Raw genomic sequence first — 18,991 nt, forward strand, 5'->3', positions numbered from 1 at the left:
GTGCGGTGGTACGCCCTGGCGGGTTGCCCGAGCGGCCAATGGGAGCGGACTGTAAATCCGTCGCGAAAGCTACAGAGGTTCGAATCCTCTACCCGCCACCAGGTGCACAAAGAAGCCCCTGACCAGCAGAGATGCCGGTCAGGGGCTGTTTTGACCGATCCTCCTGTATGTCTCGCCGGTTACTGCCGGGCCGCGGTGGATCGGGCGGAGGGAGATGCCTTCGGCGTCCCCGGCCGTTGGCCCCGACGCCCGGGATCCAGGTGGCCGACCGGCCCGTCGACGCGACGTGGATCGCGCCACCCCGGACTCGGCCTGTTGCCGGTGGACCACCTAACGTGTTTGCATTGGCGTCGCGGCCCGACGACGAGCTGCGAGCCGCCCGCGCCGCCACAGTGCGGCGAGGCGCGTCGAAGGGGTGGCAGTCAAGCGGGTTGTCGGCCGCTAAGTTGACAGTTGCATCGGCCGTTGTCCGCTAGATCCGCTACTTCAGGTAAGGGAATAATGGGCGCTTGGCGTCTTCTTCGAGCCGGGTGGCTGGCTGGCCGGCCCTGGCCTGCTGGAACGTCCGCCTGTGGGCTGCCGATGCGCCCCCAGGCGCGATCTTCCGCGCCAACATCGGACGCCTGAGCTTTTCACCAACCAAGCGCCTGTGGCACCATCGGAGGGCCTCCATCACGGTTGCGACCCCCACTAGGAGCACAGATGTCTGCTCGACGCTTGGGCCGGCTGTTCGGCTCCGTCACCTTGGTTGCCAGTCTCGTCGTTGTGGCGAGTGCCGCCGCCGACACTCAGTTCGTGACGTCTGGCATCGACTGGACCTTGCCGGCGCTGGGCTCGCTGCTGCCCTGACGGGGCATCGCTCCTCTGCTCGGCCACTGCTAACCGACGAGGGGAGCCATGACGTCTCGTCCGCGTTCCGCTCCTCGGCGGACGGAACACGCCTGGCTCATCACCGGACCGTTGGCGCTCTGCGCCGTGGTGGTCTGCCTGTTGCTCGGGTTGACAGTTGACACGGTACTAGGGGAGCTTCCGGCCACCCTGCTGCTCAGCGTGGCGATGGCACTTGCCGCCATCCCGACCATCAGCGTCGTGATCCGGCGACAGGCATTCGATGTCTTCCCCACCGAAATCCCGCTTGTCGTCGCGCTGTTCGTGCTTCCGCCGTTGTCAGTGGTGCTGGCCTACACCGTGGCCTCGCTCGCGATTCAGTTGCGCCGCAAGCTCCTGCCGGTGAAGCTCTGGTTCAACGTGGCTGGCGCGGCGGCAGCGACCTCGCTGGCCGCGGTGGTCTACACGGTGCTGCCGACATCCGCGGCCGCTGAACCGGCCACCTGGGCGGCACTCCTCGCCGCCGTCGGCACCCACAGCCTGGTCCAGCTTGCAGCCCTGGCCGGCGTCTTCACCGTCGTGCAGAGCTGGCAGGCGAGTCGTGAGCTGATCCGCGCCGCCAGTCTGCCGATGCTGCTCGGGGTCACGATCAACCTCTCCATCGGACTGTTGATCATCATTGCCTGGCGGAGTAATCCGTGGTCTCTCCTGATCTTTGTCGGCCTAGCCGTGGCGTTTGCGTTGGTGTACCGCTCCTACGCACAGTTCCTCCGACAGCACCGCACCCTGTCGGAGATGTACGAGCTGACGAAGGCGATTACCGAGAGCGGGCCCGAAGGCAACCTCATCGACGTGTTGCTGGTCCGCATCCGAAGCCTCATGCAGGCGGAATCGGCTACCCTCTGGCTCCCGGCTCAGGGCCGCCACCCTGAGGTGCTGCTGACTGCCCAGGAGGGCAAGCCGGGACTTTTGGATTCCACGCCCAGCCCGGCGGCGCTGCGCGCTGCCGCCCTGGCTCGCCAGGAGACGGTGGCGGTGAGCAACCGGTTGGCTGGCGATCCGGAGCTGCGGGAGGCGTTGGAGCCGACGTCGGTCAAGGAAGTGATCGCCGTGCCGTTGCGGTCGGGCAAGGCGGTCATCGGGACGCTGGAGGTTACCAACCGGCTCGGTGACACCAACTTCTTCCGCACCGCCGATGTCACGGTGTTCGAGACGGTGGCGGCGCACGCCGCGGTGGCGCTGGAGAATTCGCGCCTGGTCGACCGGCTGCGGCATGACGCGTACCACGATGGGCTCACCAAGCTGCCCAACCGCCGCAGGATCCTCGGCGCGCTGGCGGAGGCGGTGCGGATTCGAGCCCCCGGCGAGGTGGTTGCGCTGCTGCTGTTCGACGTCGACCGCCTGCGGCAGGTCAACGAGGCACTCGGTCACGCGGCTGGTGACAGAGTGCTGGTCGAGGTGGCCGATCGGCTGCGCGGCTGCGCACCGTCGGCAGCGTTGGTCGGTCGGGTCGGTGGCGACGAGTTTCTGGTGACCCTGCGTCTGGAGAGCGTCGAGGCGGCGGTGGAGCTCGGCGGTCAGTTACGGGAGCAGATCCGCGACGAGATGGTCTTCGACGCGCTGACCTTGGACGTGGACACCGCAGTCGGGGTGGTGGTGCACCCGGATCACGGCAGCGACGCGGCCACCCTGCTGCAACGGGTGGACGTGGCGGCAACCGTGGCCAAGTGGGCCCCTGGGAGCGTGCAGCTGTACAACCCCGCGTTGGAATACCGCTCGCTGCATCGGCTCGGGCTCGCTGGTGACCTCCGCAGTGCCCTCGACAACGACGAGTTGGAGATCTACTACCAACCCAAGGTGACCTTGCGGGACCGCCGGCTGGTCGGGGTGGAATGCCTGGCGCGCTGGGAGCATCCGACCCACGGCACGGTGGCGCCGAGGGACTTCGTCGCGGTGGCCGAGCACACGGGTCAGCTCGGCCGGCTCACCGAGTTGGTGCTCCGGGAAGGGCTGCGGCGCAGCCGCGACTGGACGCCTGGGGGCCAGTCGCTCGCCGTAGCGGTCAACCTCTCCGCGCGTACGCTCATCGATCCGCACTTTCCGGAGCGGGTGCGGGAACTGTTGACGGAGTATGGCGTTCCGCCGCAGTTGTTGACACTGGAGATCGAGGAGGCCGGGGTGCTTGACGGCACCGACCGGCCGATTCAGAGCTTGCACCGGTTGCGTGATCTCGGGGTACGGCTGTCGGTGGACGACTTCGGCACCGGCCGCTCCTCACTGGCCCACCTGCGCCGGCTGCCGGTGCACGAGGTGAAGGTCGACCACTCCTTCGTGCAGGGCATGGCCACCGACCCGGGAGACCTGGCGATCGTCAACGCCGTCGTCACCCTGTCCCAGCAGTTCGGTCTCACCGTGGTGGCCGAGGGCGTGGAGAGCGAGCTGACCCTGGAGTTGCTCCAGGACATCGGCTGCGAGATCGGCCAGGGGTTCCTGTTTAGCCGTCCACTGCCGTACGAGCGGTTGGAAGCGTGGTTCGGTGCCCAGGTCGACCCGGAGTCGATCTCCAGCAGCGAGCTTCCGAGGCTGCGCGTGGTGCCCTGAGCTGGGCGTACGGCGTCCCTGGGGATCCGATTTCACCAGTACGATCGGGCCGTGTACTCTTACCTCTGCGCGGGCACCGAGTGATCGCGCAGGCCCCCTTAGCTCAGTCGGCAGAGCGTCTCCATGGTAAGGAGAAGGTCTACGGTTCGATTCCGTAAGGGGGCTCAGAGGGTCCGGCTGGGCCCACCGCGGCGGTGTAGCTCAGATGGCAGAGCAAGCGGCTCATAATCGCTGTGTCGCCGGTTCAAGTCCGGCCACCGCTACTCTCGTCCGCCCCGGAGGATCTCCAATGGTCGGTGGGACGGGCGCCACAGGCGCCCACTTTGCGTGTCCGCCCAGGTGGCGCGTACGCTTTAGCGCCGTAGTTGTATCCGTTATCGAGGAAGGCACTCCGCCGTGGCGAAGGCGACCGATGTCCGGCCGAAGATCACTTTGGCGTGTGTGGAGTGCAAGGAGCGCAACTACATCACGCGCAAGAACCGCCGTAACGACCCGGACCGCATCGAGCTGAAGAAGTTCTGCCCCCGGGACGGCCGGCACACCCTGCACCGCGAAACGCGCTGAACATGCCCGGGCCGATCGGCCCGGCTCCGCACGCATCCTGATCGCCGGTCCGTACGGACGGCGCGGCTGAGCCGACGCCGACCGCTCGGATCGGCGATCGCGCTTTGCGTGTAGGTTCGCGGCATGCCCCTGGACCAGTCCTTCGTCGGCCGGACCTATCCGCCGACCGCCCCCTATCAGGTGGGCCGTGAGAAGATCCGCGAGTTCGCGACGGCGATCGGCGCCACCGATCCCGCCCACCACGATCCGGAGGCTGCCCGCGCGCTGGGCCACCCGGACGTGGTCGCGCCGCCGACGTTTCCGGTGGTGATCACCATGGCCGCCAGCCGCCAGCTGATCGAGGACCCGGCGCTCGGCATCGACTACAGCCGGGTGGTTCACGGCGACCAGCGGTTCGCGTACACCCGGCCGGTGGTGGCCGGCGACGAGCTGGTCTGCGTCAACTCCGTCGAGGAGATCACCAGCCGGGGCGGCCACGAGTTCCTGACCACCCGGACCGACGTCAGCACGACCGCCGGCGAGTCGGTGGTCGCGGTCTGGTCCAAGCTCGTCGTACGCGGGGAGGCCTGACGTGGAACTGCCCACCCAGACGTTCCGGGTGACCCGGGCGGACCTGGTTCGTTACGCCGGTGCCTCGGGCGACTTCAACCCGATTCATTGGAGCGACCGGTTCGCCACCAAGGTGGGTCTGCCCGGTGTGATCGCCCACGGCATGTTCACCATGGCGCTCGTCGGTCGGGCGGTCACCACCTGGGCCGGCTCTCCCGACGCGGTGGTCGACTTCGGCGTGCGGTTCACCCGTCCGGTGGCCGTCCCCGACGACGACACCGGCACCGAGATCGTGGTGACCGCGGTGGTCCGTGAGGTGACCGACGCGGGTCTGACCAGGCTGGACGTTACCGCCACCTGCCTCGGTGAGAAGGTGCTCTCGCAGGCGCGGGCCACCGTGCGCACGGCCGGCTGACCGGCACCGCGCGGCGCGTCGGGTAGACCGGTTGGGAAAGTCGGGCCGGTACCCGTACACTGGTCCGCCGTGGGGCAAGTGACCCCTGCCTGGTCGTGTGAAAGTGTGACCGGGCGGGGCGAGCGTTGCCGCACAGGGGTGTAGCTCAATTGGCAGAGCAGCGGTCTCCAAAACCGCAGGCTGCAGGTTCAAGTCCTGTCACCCCTGCGCCTCAGGCCTGACCGTTCCGTGGGTCCCGCCGCCTTCTGGTGGCGCCCGGCCCGTGGTGGTGGCATCGGCGGGGAGGTTCCGAGGCATCGGGCCTTCCGGTTGATCCGCCGGCCGCGGCCCGTCCCGGGACGGTTGGTCCGGCCGGCGTGACCAAGCGCCGCGCACGCGCACTGCGTGCGACACCGACATCCCGCGACGGAGGGCGAAGTGGCCGACAACAAGCGGCGCGGCGAGGACGCCGACGACGAGCGCCTGAACGACGAGGTCGTCAACGACAGCGCCGAGGACGACGCCACCGACGCGGACGAGCCGGTTTCGCGGGGTGGCACCGCCACCCGCTCGCGGGCCAGGGCGGATTCCGCCGACGGTCGCAAGACGCGTACCGACGCCGACAAGGTGGGGCTCTTCGGCCGCATCGCGCGTTTCATCCGCGAGGTCGTGGCCGAACTGCGTAAGGTCATCTGGCCGACCCGCAAGGAACTGCTGACCTACACGGCGGTGGTGATCGCGTTCGTCACGGTGATGCTGACGATCGTGGCTGTCCTGGACTACGGCTTCGCCAAGGGCGTGTTGTGGGTCTTCGGCAACCCCAGCTGACCGGCTGAACGTGCGATAGTGACGGAAGTGAGCAAGCGTGCCTGAGTACGACGAGACCGCCGCGACCCCGGACGAGCAGTCCACGGTGGCGACGGCGGCTGGTGACGAGTCGGTCGAGGCCGCCAACGAGTCGGAGTTCGCCATGACCGAGCCCGCTCCCGAGGAGGACTTCGACCCGGTTGCGGAGCTGCGGCAGAAGCTGCGCTACGCACCGGGCGACTGGTACGTGGTGCACTCGTACGCCGGTTACGAGAACAAGGTCAAGACCAACCTCGAGACCCGGATCACGTCCCTCGACATGGAGGACTACATCTACCAGGTCGAGGTGCCGACCCGGGAAGAGGTCGAGGTCAAGAACGGCAAGCGTTCCCAGGTACAGGCCAAGGTCTTTCCCGGCTACATCCTCGTCCGGATGGAGCTGACCGCGGAGTCCTACTCCTGCGTACGCAACACCCCCGGGGTCACCGGTTTCGTCGGTGCCACGGACCGGGCCGACCGCCCGGCGCCGCTGAGTCTCGACGAGGTGCTCAAGTGGCTGGCACCTGCCGTCGAGACCGAGCAGAAGAAGGCCAAGCCGGAGGTCAAGGTCCTCGACTTCGAGGTCGGCGACTCGGTGACGGTCACCGACGGCGCATTCGCCTCCCTGCCGGCGACGATCAGCGAGATCAACGCCGACCAGCAGAAGCTCAAGGTGCTGGTGTCGATCTTCGGCCGGGAGACGCCGGTGGAGCTGAACTTCAACCAGGTCGCCAAGATCTGAGCCGTCGACTGCCGGCGGCGGGCGACCGCCGCCGGTGGTCGACGTTCGTCCGGTTCACCCGCCCGGCCCACCTCCGTGGTCGTCGGGATCCAGGTCTGCGCTACCCTAGAACGTCGCCGCCGTCGCATGCGCGCTGACCGTGCGCGCCCCGACGGCGGTGTCGTGTGAACCTTTCCCAGTTCCAAGCCCCAGGAAGAGACATGCCTCCGAAGAAGAAGCTCGTCAAGACGTTCACGCTTCAGCTGCCGGCGGGCCAGGCGACTCCGGCGCCGCCGGTCGGTCCCGCGCTCGGTCAGCACGGCGTGAACATCATGGAGTTCTGCAAGTCGTACAACGCGCAGACCGAGTCGCAGCGGGGCGACATCGTCCCCGCCGAGATCAGCGTGTACGAGGACCGGTCCTTCACCTTCGTGTTGAAGACCCCGCCCGCCGCCCGGCTGCTGATCAAGGCTGCCGGTGTGCAGAAGGGCTCGGGCGTCCCGCACACGCAGAAGGTCGGCTCGGTGACCCGCGCTCAGCTGCGGGAGATCGCCGAGAAGAAGATGGCTGACCTCAACGCCAACGACCTCGACCAGGCTGAGAAGATCATCGCCGGCACCGCCCGGTCGATGGGTCTGAACGTCACCGACTGACGTCGGCCACCACCGACCCGTACGGATCGTGGGAGGGCGCGCGAGCACCGCGGCCCGCCAGAGACCACAGGAGTAGACAGAACATGCAGCGCAGCAAGAGCTACCGCAAGGCCGCCGAGGCCATCGACAAGTCGAAGCTCTACACCCCCGTCGAGGCCGTCAAGCTGGCCAAGGAGAGCACCGCCACCAAGTTCGACGCCACGGTCGAGGTCGCGATGCGCCTCGGCGTCGACCCCCGTAAGGCGGACCAGATGGTCCGCGGCACGGTCAACCTGCCGCACGGCACCGGTAAGACCGCCCGCGTGATCGTCTTCGCCGCCGGCGCGAAGGCCGAGGAGGCCGTCGCCGCCGGTGCCGACGAGGTGGGCACCGACGAGCTGGTCGCCCGGATCCAGGGCGGCTGGCTGGACTTCGACGCGGCGATCGCCACGCCCGACCAGATGGCCAAGATCGGCCGGATCGCGCGGATCCTGGGCCCGCGCGGTCTCATGCCGAACCCGAAGACCGGCACGGTGACCATGGACGTCACCAAGGCCGTGTCGGACATCAAGGGCGGGAAGATCACCTTCCGGGTGGACAAGCACTCGAACCTGCACCTGATCATCGGTAAGGCCTCGTTCTCCGAGGCCCAGCTGGTCGACAACTACGCAGCCGTCCTCGACGAGGTGCTGCGGGCCAAGCCGTCGGCAGCCAAGGGCAAGTACCTCAAGAAGGTCACCCTCACCACCACGATGGGACCGGGCGTGCCGGTCGACCCGAACGTGGTGAAGAACCTGCAGGAGGGCTCGGCCGACAGCTGAGCACGACGCACCGACGCGGCCCCGCCACTCGTGGCGGGGCCGCGTTCGTCTGTCCGCTGTGGCAGGCTCGCGGCATGTGGCTGGAGGACGTCGGGCTGCGGTACCACCGGCGCGGTCCGTGGGTGCTGCGGCAGGTGAAGGTAGGCATAGCGCCAGGCCAGGCGGTGGTGGTGCTTGGCCGCAACGGTGCCGGCAAGTCGACACTGCTCCAACTCGCCGCCGGAGTCCTGCGGCCGTCCCGCGGGCAGGTGCTCGACCGGCCGTCGGTGGTGGGCTGGGTGCCGGAACGCTTCCCGGCCGACCAGCCGTTCACCGTCGATGGTTACCTCGCCGCGATGGCCCGGATCGCCGGGCTGTCCCCGATCACGGCGGATCGCGCGGTGCGGCGCTGGGTCGACCGGCTGGGCCTCGGCCCGTTCCGCACGGTGCGGCTGTCCCAGCTGTCGAAGGGCACGGCACAGAAGGTCGGCCTGGCCCAGGCGCTGCTGCGTCCGCCCGGCCTGCTCGTCCTCGACGAGCCCTGGGAGGGCCTGGACGCGGCGGCCCGCGAGCTGGTCCCGCAGGTGGTCGACGAGGTGCTGGCCGACGGCGGGTCGGTGCTGGTCAGCGATCATCGCGGGGAGACGGTCCGGCTGCCCGGCGCGCGGGAGTGGTTGGTGGCCGACGGGGCAGTGGTCGAGCGGGCCCCGTCGGACGCGGCGGCGGTCGCGGTGGTCGAGCTGGAGGTCCCGGTCGGGCAGTTGCCGGCCACCGTCGCCCGCCTGCGCGCCGAGGGGCACCACGTCCTGCGGGTACGCGGCCAGAGCGCACCGCCCGAGGCCACGCGGCCGGGGACGGGACCGTCGTCCGAGGTGGCCCGATGACCGCCCTGGTCCGGTTCCGGCTCGCCGGCTTCCTGCGTACCGGACGGGCGCTGGCACCGGTGCTGGCCGGCCTGCTCACCCTCGGCATCCTGTACGGCGGCGGTCGGGCCCAGCCGGCGGAGGCCTACGGCGTGTCGGCCGTGGTGCTTTTTCCCGTGCTGGCCTGGCAGACCAAGATCCTGCTGGACGTGGAGCCGGACGTGCAGCGCCGGCTGGCCCTGGTCGCGGTCGGTCCGGCGCGGGAGCAGGCGGCCGGGCTGATCGCCGCGGTGGTGGCCGGCCTCGGCATGGTGGTGATCGCCCTGGTCTTTCCCTGGCTGGTCGGCGGGGTCACCGGGCCGAGCCTGCCCGGTGACCGGTCGATTCCCGCAGGCGTCGCGCTCGGTCTCTGGGCGCACCTGCTCGCCCTGCCGGGCGCCGTGGCGCTGGGCGCGCTAGCCAGCCGGGTGATCACCCGCAGCGCTGGCTACGGTGTGGCGGTGCTCACCCTCGGTGCGGTCGGCGCACTGGTGTTCGGCTTCTCGGGGTCGGTCGCGCCGTGGCTGGCACCACCGCTGTTACCCACCGCCAGGGCGCTGGTCGGCCCGTTGCCCGGGTCGACCGCGCTGTTGCTGATGGCGTGGGCGCTGGTCTGGCCGGCGGTGGTACTGACCGGCTACGCCCGCGCCCGCACTCGGCGCGCCTAGTGCGGCCGAGGTCCCCCTTCGAGCCGAGGCGAGGGCCGGAACCGCCGTGGTCGGACGGAGACGCCGACCTGCGGGCCGCCCGGAGCCGGTGTCACGGGTGGCCACCCTGCGCGGGAGTGCGAGCCGTCGACTCGGTGGCGGCCGTTGCCCTTGCCCGGCCGCCGGGGGGCGATTTGCCGGTCACCGCGGGTGTCGCGTAGCCTGATGCGCGAAGTTCCACCCAGAGACCGCTGGTCACCGTGCCCCGGCACGGTCGAAGGTCCCGCGAAGACGGGCGACCCGCGTAGGGCGGCAAGCGACATCGGCAGCATCCTGTGGTCCGCCGACCATGTGATTCCGCCGTCCTCGCCCCGTGCGCCCTGCGCCGGGGCTTTTCTGTTGCCGCGACACCTCCGCCCCGTCACAGGCGCTCGCCTGCGACGGTGACCAGCCTCGAGCAACGAGAGAGGAGGGACATGGCGGACAAGCCGATCCGGGCCGACAAGGCCACGGCCGTCGCAGAGCTGACCGAGAGCTTCCGGAGCGCGGGTGCCACCGTGCTGACCGAGTACCGCGGTCTGACGGTCTCCCAGCTCACCCAGCTGCGGCGCTCGCTCGGCAAGGAGACCAGCTACACGGTTGCCAAGAACACGCTGGCCAAGCGTGCCGCGGCGGACGCGGGCATCTCCGGCCTCGACGAGCTGTTCACCGGTCCTACCGCGCTGACTTTCGTTTCGGGCGACGTCGTCGAGGCGGCGAAGGGCCTTCGCGACTTCGCGAAGGCCAACCCGAAGCTCGTCATCAAGGGCGGCGTCTTCGAGGGCAAGGCCATTTCTGCGGCCGAGGTCACGAAGCTCGCCGACCTGGAGTCCCGCGAGGTGCTGCTGGCCAAGCTGGCCGGCGCGATGAAGGGCAACCTGAGCAAGGCCGCGGCCCTGTTCCAGGCCCCGCTGTCGAAGACCGCCCGCCTGGCGGCCGCCCTGCAGGACAAGCGCGAGAAGGAAGGTGCCGAGGCGGCCTGAGGCCGCGCCGGCACACCACGTTCTTTAGTTTGAACCATTAGGAAAGGACGCCAGACATGGCGAAGCTCAGCACCGACGAGCTGCTCGACGCGTTCAAGGAGATGACGCTGATCGAGCTCTCCGAGTTCGTGAAGCAGTTCGAGGAGACCTTCGAGGTCACCGCCGCAGCCCCGGCCGCGATGATGATGGCGGGTCCGGCCACCGGTGGCGCTGCCGCCGAGGCCGAGCCGGAGAAGGACGAGTTCGACGTCATCCTCGACGCCGACGGTGGCAAGAAGATCCAGGTCATCAAGGTCGTGCGTGAGCTGACCGGCCTGGGCCTCAAGGAGGCCAAGGACCTGGTCGAGGCCGCCCCGAAGCCGGTCCTGGAGAAGGTCAACAAGGAGACCGCGGACAAGGCCAAGGCCAAGCTCGAGGGCGAGGGCGCCAAGGTCACCCTCAAGTGACCTGAGTCCCACCTGGCCGTCCCGGTTCGCGTGAACCGGGCACAGCACGTCGCGGCGGGCGGCGATCCGACAGTGGATCGTCGTCCGCCGTGTTCGTGTACCGGCCCGTAACCGGCATGAGCAGGGCGTCGACCCCGGTCTGCGGCGCGTGGACCGGGCTGGCGGACTCGCTCGTGGGTGGGAAAGAGCGCCCGATGCCGACAACGGCCCTTGACGCGGCCCTGGGCTGCCAGGCACGCTGACATGAGCAAGACCTTCCGCGCTTGCGACGGCCACCGCGCGGGTAATGCAGCGGCAGCACCACTCGCCACGCAGACCCGGGCGGCCCGGCAGGGACGTTGCGTTCCGAGCGGCCCGGTGCGACCCGTTCGAGGGGTCCCGAGGCACGTTCCGCGACAACCTGCGGGGTGGGCTGGACAGCGGTTAGCCTCTCGGCTACACTGCTAGTTTGCGCTGCCTTCCGACTTGACCCCTGCTCGGAAATGTCCGTTTGTGGATATTTTCTGGTGGGGTCATTGGAGTGCACGCGTACCAGCCGTTCTGCAGCACCGGTCCTCGGAAGGACGCATCTTGGCAGCTTCCCGCCCTGCGAAGACCAGTCGTACGTCGAGCGCATTCGCTCCCCGCCGAGTTTCCTTCGGTCGGATCACCGAACACCTCGAGGTCCCCAACCTCCTCGCCATTCAGAACGAGTCCTTCGACTGGCTCGTCGGCAACGAGGCTTGGCAGGGCCGGTCGGCGGACGACCCGCACGCACGCTCGGGTCTCGCGGAGATCCTCGACGAGATCAGTCCCATTGAGGACTTTTCCGGCACTATGTCGCTTTCCTTCTCGGCGCCGCGCTTCGACGAGGTCAAGGCCTCGATCGAGGAGTGCAAGGAGAAGGACCTCACCTACTGCGCGCCACTGTTCGTGACCGCGGAGTTCACCAACAACACCACCGGCGAGATCAAGAGCCAGACGGTGTTCATGGGTGACTTCCCGATGATGACGCCGAAGGGCACCTTCATCATCAACGGCACCGAGCGGGTGGTGGTCAGCCAGCTCGTCCGCTCGCCGGGCGTGTACTTCGACAAGCAGCCGGACAAGACCTCCGACCGCGACCTCTCCAGCGTCAAGGTCATCCCGAGTCGGGGTGCCTGGCTGGAGTTCGACATCGACAAGCGCGACACGGTAGGCGTTCGCATCGACCGTAAGCGTCGGCAGGCCGTCACGGTGCTGCTCAAGGCCATCGGATGGTCGGCCGAGCAGATCCGTGAGAAGTTCGGCTGGTCCGAGCTGATGATGACCACGCTCGAGAAGGACCACATCGCCGGCCAGGACGAGGCGCTACTCGACATCTACCGCAAGCTGCGCCCTGGCGAGCCGCCGACCCGCGAGAACGCCCAGACCCTGCTCGACAACCTCTTCTTCAACCCGAAGCGGTACGACGTAGCCAAGGTCGGGCGGTACAAGTTCAACAAGAAGCTCGAGCTGGACGTGCCGATCACCACCGGCACGCTGACCGAGGACGACATCGTCGCCACCGTGGAGTACCTCTGCCGGCTGCACGCCGGTGAGGAGGGCTACGAGGCCGACGACATCGACCACTTCGGCAACCGGCGGCTGCGTACCGTGGGCGAGCTGATCCAGAACCAGGTTCGGGTCGGCCTGTCCCGGATGGAGCGGGTCGTCCGGGAGCGGATGACCACCCAGGACGTCGAGGCGATCACGCCGCAGACCCTGATCAACATCCGTCCGGTCGTCGCCGCGATCCGGGAGTTCTTCGGCACCTCGCAGTTGTCCCAGTTCATGGACCAGACCAACCCGCTGGCGGGCCTGACCCACCGGCGACGGCTGAGCGCGCTCGGCCCGGGTGGTCTGTCCCGGGAGCGGGCCGGCTTCGAGGTCCGCGACGTGCACCCGTCCCACTACGGCCGGATGTGCCCGATCGAGACGCCCGAAGGCCCGAACATCGGCCTGATCGGCGCGCTGTCCACCTTCGCCCGGGTCAACCCGTTCGGCTTCATCGAGACGCCGTACCGGAAGGTCATCGACGGTCGGGTCACCGACCAGATCGACTACCTGACCGCGGACGAGGAGGACCGGTTCGTCAAGGCGCAGGCCAACGCCCCGCTGCGGGCCGACGGCTCGTTCGCCGAGGACCGCGTCCTGGTCCGGCGTAAGGGCGGCGAGACCGAGGACGTCACGCCGGCCGCCGTGGACTACATGGACGTGTCGCCGCGGCAGATGACCTCGGTCGCCACCGCGATGATCCCGTTCCTGGAGCACGACGACGCGAACCGGGCCCTGATGGGCGCGAACATGCAGCGTCAGGCGGTGCCGCTGGTCAAGGCCGAGTCCCCGCTGGTCGGCACCGGCATGGAGTACCGTGCCGCGGTCGACGCCGGTGACGTGGTCGTGGCCGAGGTCGGTGGTGTGGTCGAGGACCTCTGCGCTGACTACATCACCGTCCACCAGGACGACGGTCACCGCCGGACGTACCTGCTGCACAAGTTCCGTCGCTCCAACGCCGGCTCGTGCGTCAACCAGAAGCCGGTCGTCTTCGAGGGTGACCGGGTCGAAGCCGGCCAGGTCATCGCCGACGGTCCGTGCACCGACGAGGGTGAGATGGCGCTCGGGCGAAACCTGCTCGTGGCGTTCATGACCTGGGAGGGGCACAACTACGAGGACGCGATCATCCTGTCGCAGCGCCTCGTGCAGCAGGATGTGCTCACCTCGATCCACATCGAGGAGCACGAGGTCGACGCGCGGGACACCAAGCTCGGTCCGGAGGAGATCACCCGCGACATCCCGAACGTCAGCGAGGAGATGCTCGCCGACCTGGACGAGCGCGGGATCATCCGGATCGGCGCCGAGGTCGTCCCCGGCGACATCCTGGTCGGCAAGGTCACGCCCAAGGGCGAGACCGAGCTGACCCCGGAGGAGCGGCTGCTGCGGGCCATCTTCGGTGAGAAGGCGCGCGAGGTCCGGGACACCTCCCTGAAGGTGCCGCACGGCGAGACCGGCACGGTCATCGGTGTGCGTACCTTCTCCCGGGAGGACGGCGACGAGTTGCCGCCGGGCGTCAACGAGCTGGTCCGGGTCTACGTCGCCCAGAAGCGGAAGATCCAGGACGGTGACAAGCTCGCCGGCCGGCACGGCAACAAGGGCGTCATCTCCAAGATCCTGCCGGTCGAGGACATGCCGTTCCTGGAGGACGGCACCCCGGTCGACATCGTGCTCAACCCGCTGGGTGTGCCGAGCCGGATGAACATCGGCCAGGTGCTGGAGACGCACCTGGGCTGGGTGGCCAAGACGGGTTGGCAGGTCGAGGGCGACGACGCCGAGTGGAAGCGCCAGCTCCAGGGCATCGGCGCCGACTCCTCGGAGCCGGACACCAACGTGGCCACCCCGGTCTTCGACGGTGCCCGCGAGGAGGAGATCTCCGGTCTGCTCGCCTCGACCCTGCCCAACCGGGACGGTCGGCAGCTGATCGGATCCTCCGGCAAGGCGCAGTTGTTCGACGGTCGCTCCGGTGAGCCGCTGCCCGACCCGATCGCGGTCGGCTACATCTACATCCTGAAGCTCAACCACCTGGTCGACGACAAGATCCACGCTCGGTCGACCGGCCCGTACTCGATGATCACGCAGCAGCCGCTGGGTGGTAAGGCGCAGTTCGGTGGCCAGCGCTTCGGTGAGATGGAGTGCTGGGCGATGCAGGCCTACGGTGCCGCGTACGCCCTGCAGGAGCTGCTGACGATCAAGTCCGACGACGTTCTCGGCCGGGTGAAGGTCTACGAGGCCATCGTCAAGGGCGAGAACATCCCGGAGCCGGGCATCCCGGAGTCGTTCAAGGTGCTGCTCAAGGAGCTGCAGTCGCTGTGCCTCAACGTTGAGGTGCTTTCCAGCGACGGTGTGGCCCTGGAGATGCGCGAGACCGACGACGAGGTGTTCCGGGCCGCGGAGGAACTGGGTATCGACCTGTCCCGGCGCGAGCCGAGCTCGGTCGAGGAAGTGTGACGTTGGGGTTTCGGGGCGGGGCGACCCACTCCGGGCGGTCAGGCTTGACCCCCTTGAGGGTCACCCCGCCCCGAAACCAAAACCCGGTGAGCTGCTGACGCACCAAGCGACGTGTGAGGGATTTGAACGTGCTCGACGTCAACTTTTTCGACGAGTTGCGAATTGGGCTGGCGACCGCGGACGACATTCGTCAGTGGTCGCACGGCGAGGTCAAGAAGCCCGAGACGATCAACTACCGCACCCTCAAGCCGGAGAAGGACGGGCTCTTCTGCGAGAAGATCTTCGGTCCGCAGCGGGACTGGGAGTGCTACTGCGGTAAGTACAAGCGGGTCCGCTTCAAGGGCATCATCTGTGAGCGCTGCGGCGTCGAGGTGACCCGCTCGAAGGTCCGCCGTGAGCGGATGGGCCACATCGAGCTGGCCGCCCCGGTGACCCACATCTGGTACTTCAAGGGCGTGCCGAGCCGGCTGGGCTACCTGCTGGACCTCGCCCCGAAGGATCTCGAAAAGATCATCTACTTCGCCTCGTACGTCGTGACGAGCGTTGACGCCGAAGCGCGTCACCGTGACCTCTCGACCATCGAGAACGAGATCCTGGCCGAGAAGCGGCAGTCGGAGAACAGCCGCGACTCGGAGATCGAGAAGCGGGCGGCCAAGCTCGAGGCCGACCTGGCCGAGCTGGAGGCCGAGGGCGCGAAGGCGGACGTCCGGCGCAAGGTCAAGGAGGGCGGAGAGCGCGAGATGCGCCAGATCCGCGACCGGGCCCAGCGCGAGATCGACCGCCTGGACGAGGTGCTGGACACCTTCCGCAAGCTGGAGCCGAAGCAGCTGGTCACCGACGAGCTGCTCTACCGTGAGCTGCGCGACCGCTTCGGTGAGTACTTCACCGGCGGCATGGGTGCCGAGGCGATCAAGGCCCTGGTGCAGAACATGGACCTTGAGGCCGAGGCCGAGAACCTGCGGGAGACCATCCGCACCGGTAAGGGCCAGCGGAAGATCCGGGCGCTCAAGCGGCTCAAGGTCGTCGCGGCGTTCCAGAACACCCGCAACTCGCCGCTCGGCATGGTGCTGGACTGCGTACCGGTCATCCCGCCGGACCTGCGCCCGATGGTGCAGCTCGACGGTGGCCGCTTCGCCACCAGCGACCTGAACGACCTCTACCGTCGGGTGATCAACCGGAACAACCGGCTCAAGCGGCTGATCGACCTCGGCGCGCCCGAGATCATCGTCAACAACGAGAAGCGGATGCTGCAGGAGGCCGTCGACGCGCTGTTCGACAACGGCCGCCGCGGCCGGCCGGTCACCGGCCCGGGTAACCGTCCGCTGAAGTCGCTGTCCGACATGCTCAAGGGCAAGCAGGGCCGGTTCCGCCAGAACCTGCTGGGCAAGCGCGTCGACTACTCCGGCCGTTCGGTCATCGTGGTCGGCCCGAAGCTCAAGCTGCACCAGTGCGGCCTGCCCAAGCAGATGGCGCTGGAGCTGTTCAAGCCGTTCGTGATGAAGCGGCTGGTCGACCTCAACCACGCACAGAACATCAAGTCCGCCAAGCGGATGGTCGAGCGGCAGCGGCCGGTCGTGTGGGACGTGCTGGAAGAGGTCATCGGCGAGCACCCGGTGCTGCTCAACCGGGCACCGACCCTGCACCGACTCGGCATCCAGGCCTTCGAGCCGCAGCTGGTCGAGGGCAAGGCCATCCAGATCCACCCGCTGGTCTGCACCGCGTTCAACGCCGACTTCGACGGTGACCAGATGGCGGTGCACGTGCCGCTGTCCGCCGAGGCCCAGGCCGAGGCGCGGATCCTGATGCTGTCGTCGAACAACATCCTCAAGCCGGCTGACGGCAAGCCGGTCACCATGCCCACCCAGGACATGGTGATCGGGCTCTACCACCTGACCCACCTCACCGCCGGTGAGCGCGGGGAGGGGCGGGCGTTCAGCTCGGACGCCGAGGCGCGGATGGCGTACGACAACGGCGAGCTGCACCTGCAGGCGCCGGTGAAGATCCGGCTGCGGGACGTGGTCGAGGTGGACAACGGCGCCGGTGGGCAGCCGTGGACCGCGCCCGAGGGCTGGGTCCCGGGCGAGCCGCTCACGATCGAGACCACTCTTGGTCGGGTGCTGTTCAACGAGACCCTGCCGCAGGGCTATCGGTTCGTGAACTACGAGATCCGCAAGGGTCAGCTCTCCGCGATCGTCAACGACCTCGCCGAGCGGTTCCCGAAGGTGGCCCTGGCGGCCACCCTCGACGGGCTCAAGGAGGCCGGCTTCCACTGGGCCACCTGGTCCGGCGTGACCATCGGCATGGAGGACGTCATCGCGCCGCCGCGCAAGCGGGAGATCCTGGAGCGGTACGAGAAGGAAGCCGACCGGATCGACAAGCAGTACCAGCGTGGTCTGATGACCGCCGAGGAGCGTCGCGGCGAGCTCATCGAGATCTGGACCAAGGCGACCAACGAGGTCGCCAAGGAGATGGACACCGCGCTGCCGCAGGAGAACCCACTGTGGAAGATGATCAACTCGGGTGCTCGCGGTAACCTGCTCCAGCTCCGGCAGATCGCGGCGATCCGTGGTCTGGTGGCCAACCCGAAGGGCGAGATCATCCCGCGGCCGATCAAGGCCAGCTACCGGGAGGGTCTGTCCGTGCTGGAGTACTTCATCTCCACGCACGGTGCCCGTAAGGGTCTCGCGGACACCGCTCTGCGTACCGCCGACTCGGGTTACCTGACCCGGCGTCTGGTGGACGTCTCGCAGGACGTCATCATCCGCGAGGAGGACTGCGGCACCGATCGGGCCATCCCGATGCAGGTCGGTCAGCAGCTCGACGGCCGGCTCGTGGTGCACGAGCACGCGGAGACCAGCGTGCACGCCCGTACCCTGGCCGACGACATCAAGGGGCCGGACGGCAACGTCGTCGCCGAGCGGGGCGCGGACATCAACTCGATCCTGGTCGACCGGATCGTCGCCGCCGGAGTCGAGACCGTCCGGGTACGCAGCGTGCTCACCTGCGAGTCGAAGCTGGGCGTCTGCGGTGCGTGCTACGGCCGCTCGCTGCCGACCGGCAAGATCGTTGACGTCGGTGAGGCGGTCGGCATCATCGCCGCCCAGTCCATCGGTGAGCCGGGTACGCAGCTGACGATGCGTACCTTCCACACCGGTGGTGTCGCGGGTGAGGACATCACCCAGGGTCTGCCGCGTGTCCAGGAAATCTTCGAGGCCCGGATCCCGAAGGGCAAGGCACCCATCGCCGACACCCCCGGCCGGATCCGGATCGAGGACGGCGAGCGGTCGCGCAAGATCGTGGTGATCCCGGACGACGGCAGCGACGAGATCGTCTACGACAAGATCTCGAAGCGGGTCCGGCTGCGGGCCCACGACGGCGACCACGTCGAGGTCGGCGAGAAGCTCACCGAGGGCACCATCGACCCGCATGAGCTGCTGCGCATCCTCGGCCCCCGGGCGGTCCAGGTTCACCTGACCCAGGAGGTCCAGGAGGTCTACCGCTCTCAGGGTGTGCTCATCCACGACAAGCACATCGAGATCATCATTCGCCAGATGCTCAAGCGGGTGACGGTCATCGACTCCGGCTCGACCGAGTTCCTGCCGGGTGTGCTTGTCGACCGGGCGCTGTTCGAGTCGGAGAACCGCCGGCTCGTCGGCGAGGGTGGCGAGCCCGCCGCCGGTCGTCCGGTGCTGATGGGTATCACCAAGGCCTCGCTGGCCACCGACTCCTGGCTCTCGGCGGCCTCCTTCCAGGAGACCACCCGGGTGCTGACCGACGCGGCGATCCACGCCCGCAGCGACTCGCTGATCGGTCTCAAGGAGAACGTGATCATCGGTAAGCTCATCCCGGCCGGTACCGGCATCAGCAAGTACCGCAACGTCCGGGTCGAGCCGACCGAGGAGGCGAAGGCCAAGGTCTACTCGATGACCGGCTACCCGGAGACCGACTACGGTTTCGGGCCGGCCAGTGGCCAGGCGGTCCCGCTGGACGACTTCGACTTCGGGTCGTACCGCTAGACCGCGCGGTGACGTGAGGGG

15 protein-coding genes and 4 tRNA genes are annotated in these 18,991 nt (G+C 68.3%); all 19 read left to right on the plus strand.

Going from position 1 to position 18,991, the window contains the following annotated elements; genetic code table 11:
* Nucleotides 1–17: 17 nt before the first annotated feature.
* Nucleotides 18–101: transfer RNA gene (locus KBX50_RS09960), tRNA-Tyr, on the plus strand.
* 601 nt (nucleotides 102–702) lie between these two features.
* On the plus strand, nucleotides 703–849 hold the full coding sequence (locus tag KBX50_RS09965; protein WP_210936504.1) for a hypothetical protein: 147 nt from the start codon (nucleotides 703–705) through the stop codon (nucleotides 847–849).
* 48 nt (nucleotides 850–897) lie between these two features.
* Nucleotides 898–3,429, plus strand: a complete 2,532-nt coding sequence (locus tag KBX50_RS09970; RefSeq protein WP_210936506.1) for a bifunctional diguanylate cyclase/phosphodiesterase — start codon at nucleotides 898–900, stop codon at nucleotides 3,427–3,429.
* Nucleotides 3,430–3,521: 92 nt separating this feature from the next.
* Nucleotides 3,522–3,594: transfer RNA gene (locus KBX50_RS09975), tRNA-Thr, on the plus strand.
* A 25-nt stretch (nucleotides 3,595–3,619) separates the two neighbouring features.
* Nucleotides 3,620–3,692: transfer RNA gene (locus tag KBX50_RS09980), tRNA-Met, on the plus strand.
* 133 nt (nucleotides 3,693–3,825) lie between these two features.
* Nucleotides 3,826–3,993, plus strand: coding sequence for a 50S ribosomal protein L33 (rpmG, locus tag KBX50_RS09985; protein WP_093403583.1), 168 nt, complete (start codon nucleotides 3,826–3,828; stop codon nucleotides 3,991–3,993).
* Between the two features lie 123 nt (nucleotides 3,994–4,116).
* Nucleotides 4,117–4,563: a MaoC family dehydratase N-terminal domain-containing protein gene (locus KBX50_RS09990; RefSeq protein ID WP_093403585.1), complete on the plus strand. Its 447-nt coding sequence runs from the start codon at nucleotides 4,117–4,119 to the stop codon at nucleotides 4,561–4,563.
* A 1-nt stretch (nucleotide 4,564) separates the two neighbouring features.
* Complete coding sequence (locus KBX50_RS09995) at nucleotides 4,565–4,957, plus strand: MaoC family dehydratase (RefSeq protein ID WP_093403586.1); 393 nt, start codon at nucleotides 4,565–4,567, stop codon at nucleotides 4,955–4,957.
* Nucleotides 4,958–5,091: 134 nt separating this feature from the next.
* Nucleotides 5,092–5,164, plus strand: a tRNA-Trp gene (locus KBX50_RS10000).
* A gap of 210 nt (nucleotides 5,165–5,374) precedes the next feature.
* A complete protein-coding gene (gene secE / locus KBX50_RS10005) occupies nucleotides 5,375–5,764 on the plus strand; it encodes a preprotein translocase subunit SecE (RefSeq protein ID WP_164448405.1) in 390 nt (129 codons plus the stop codon).
* Between the two features lie 37 nt (nucleotides 5,765–5,801).
* Nucleotides 5,802–6,524, plus strand: a complete 723-nt coding sequence (nusG, locus tag KBX50_RS10010) for a transcription termination/antitermination protein NusG (RefSeq protein WP_093403589.1) — start codon at nucleotides 5,802–5,804, stop codon at nucleotides 6,522–6,524.
* A gap of 200 nt (nucleotides 6,525–6,724) precedes the next feature.
* Nucleotides 6,725–7,156, plus strand: coding sequence for a 50S ribosomal protein L11 (gene rplK, locus KBX50_RS10015; RefSeq protein ID WP_093403591.1), 432 nt, complete (start codon nucleotides 6,725–6,727; stop codon nucleotides 7,154–7,156).
* Nucleotides 7,157–7,239: 83 nt separating this feature from the next.
* Nucleotides 7,240–7,956: a 50S ribosomal protein L1 gene (rplA, locus tag KBX50_RS10020; RefSeq protein ID WP_093403592.1), complete on the plus strand. Its 717-nt coding sequence runs from the start codon at nucleotides 7,240–7,242 to the stop codon at nucleotides 7,954–7,956.
* Nucleotides 7,957–8,030: 74 nt separating this feature from the next.
* On the plus strand, nucleotides 8,031–8,819 hold the full coding sequence (locus KBX50_RS10025; protein WP_210936508.1) for an ATP-binding cassette domain-containing protein: 789 nt from the start codon (nucleotides 8,031–8,033) through the stop codon (nucleotides 8,817–8,819).
* Nucleotides 8,816–9,505 (plus strand): hypothetical protein, encoded by a 690-nt coding sequence (locus KBX50_RS10030; RefSeq protein WP_210936510.1) that lies wholly within the window; start codon nucleotides 8,816–8,818, stop codon nucleotides 9,503–9,505. Before KBX50_RS10025 ends, KBX50_RS10030 begins: the two co-directional genes overlap by 4 nt.
* 455 nt (nucleotides 9,506–9,960) lie before the next feature.
* On the plus strand, nucleotides 9,961–10,506 hold the full coding sequence (rplJ, locus tag KBX50_RS10035) for a 50S ribosomal protein L10 (RefSeq protein WP_013735964.1): 546 nt from the start codon (nucleotides 9,961–9,963) through the stop codon (nucleotides 10,504–10,506).
* A 56-nt stretch (nucleotides 10,507–10,562) separates the two neighbouring features.
* Nucleotides 10,563–10,952 (plus strand): 50S ribosomal protein L7/L12, encoded by a 390-nt coding sequence (gene rplL / locus KBX50_RS10040; RefSeq protein WP_210829560.1) that lies wholly within the window; start codon nucleotides 10,563–10,565, stop codon nucleotides 10,950–10,952.
* Between the two features lie 570 nt (nucleotides 10,953–11,522).
* Entirely contained in the window at nucleotides 11,523–14,954 is a 3,432-nt protein-coding gene (locus KBX50_RS10045) for a DNA-directed RNA polymerase subunit beta (protein WP_210936512.1), read from the plus strand.
* Nucleotides 14,955–15,082: 128 nt separating this feature from the next.
* The gene (locus tag KBX50_RS10050) at nucleotides 15,083–18,970 is read left to right on the plus strand and encodes a DNA-directed RNA polymerase subunit beta' (RefSeq protein WP_210936660.1); all 3,888 of its coding nucleotides are present in this window, start codon (nucleotides 15,083–15,085) and stop codon (nucleotides 18,968–18,970) included.
* The last annotated feature ends 21 nt before the right edge of the window (nucleotides 18,971–18,991 follow it).

It is taken from the genome of Micromonospora sp. C51, assembly GCF_018070435.1.
In the GTDB taxonomy this organism is placed as follows: Bacteria; Actinomycetota; Actinomycetes; order Mycobacteriales; family Micromonosporaceae; genus Micromonospora; species Micromonospora sediminimaris.

What these genes read in the sequence shown, in the direction of transcription:
- KBX50_RS09965 (WP_210936504.1), top strand. Translation starts at nt 703, where the DNA reads ATGTCTGCTCGACGCTTGGGCCGGCTGTTCGGCTCCGTCACCTTGGTT.
- KBX50_RS09970 (WP_210936506.1), top strand. Translation starts at nt 898, where the DNA reads ATGACGTCTCGTCCGCGTTCCGCTCCTCGGCGGACGGAACACGCCTGG.
- KBX50_RS09990 (WP_093403585.1), top strand. Translation starts at nt 4,117, where the DNA reads ATGCCCCTGGACCAGTCCTTCGTCGGCCGGACCTATCCGCCGACCGCC.
- rplK (WP_093403591.1), top strand. Translation starts at nt 6,725, where the DNA reads ATGCCTCCGAAGAAGAAGCTCGTCAAGACGTTCACGCTTCAGCTGCCG.
- rplA (WP_093403592.1), top strand. Translation starts at nt 7,240, where the DNA reads ATGCAGCGCAGCAAGAGCTACCGCAAGGCCGCCGAGGCCATCGACAAG.
- KBX50_RS10025 (WP_210936508.1), top strand. Translation starts at nt 8,031, where the DNA reads ATGTGGCTGGAGGACGTCGGGCTGCGGTACCACCGGCGCGGTCCGTGG.
- KBX50_RS10030 (WP_210936510.1), top strand. Translation starts at nt 8,816, where the DNA reads ATGACCGCCCTGGTCCGGTTCCGGCTCGCCGGCTTCCTGCGTACCGGA.
- rplJ (WP_013735964.1), top strand. Translation starts at nt 9,961, where the DNA reads ATGGCGGACAAGCCGATCCGGGCCGACAAGGCCACGGCCGTCGCAGAG.
- rplL (WP_210829560.1), top strand. Translation starts at nt 10,563, where the DNA reads ATGGCGAAGCTCAGCACCGACGAGCTGCTCGACGCGTTCAAGGAGATG.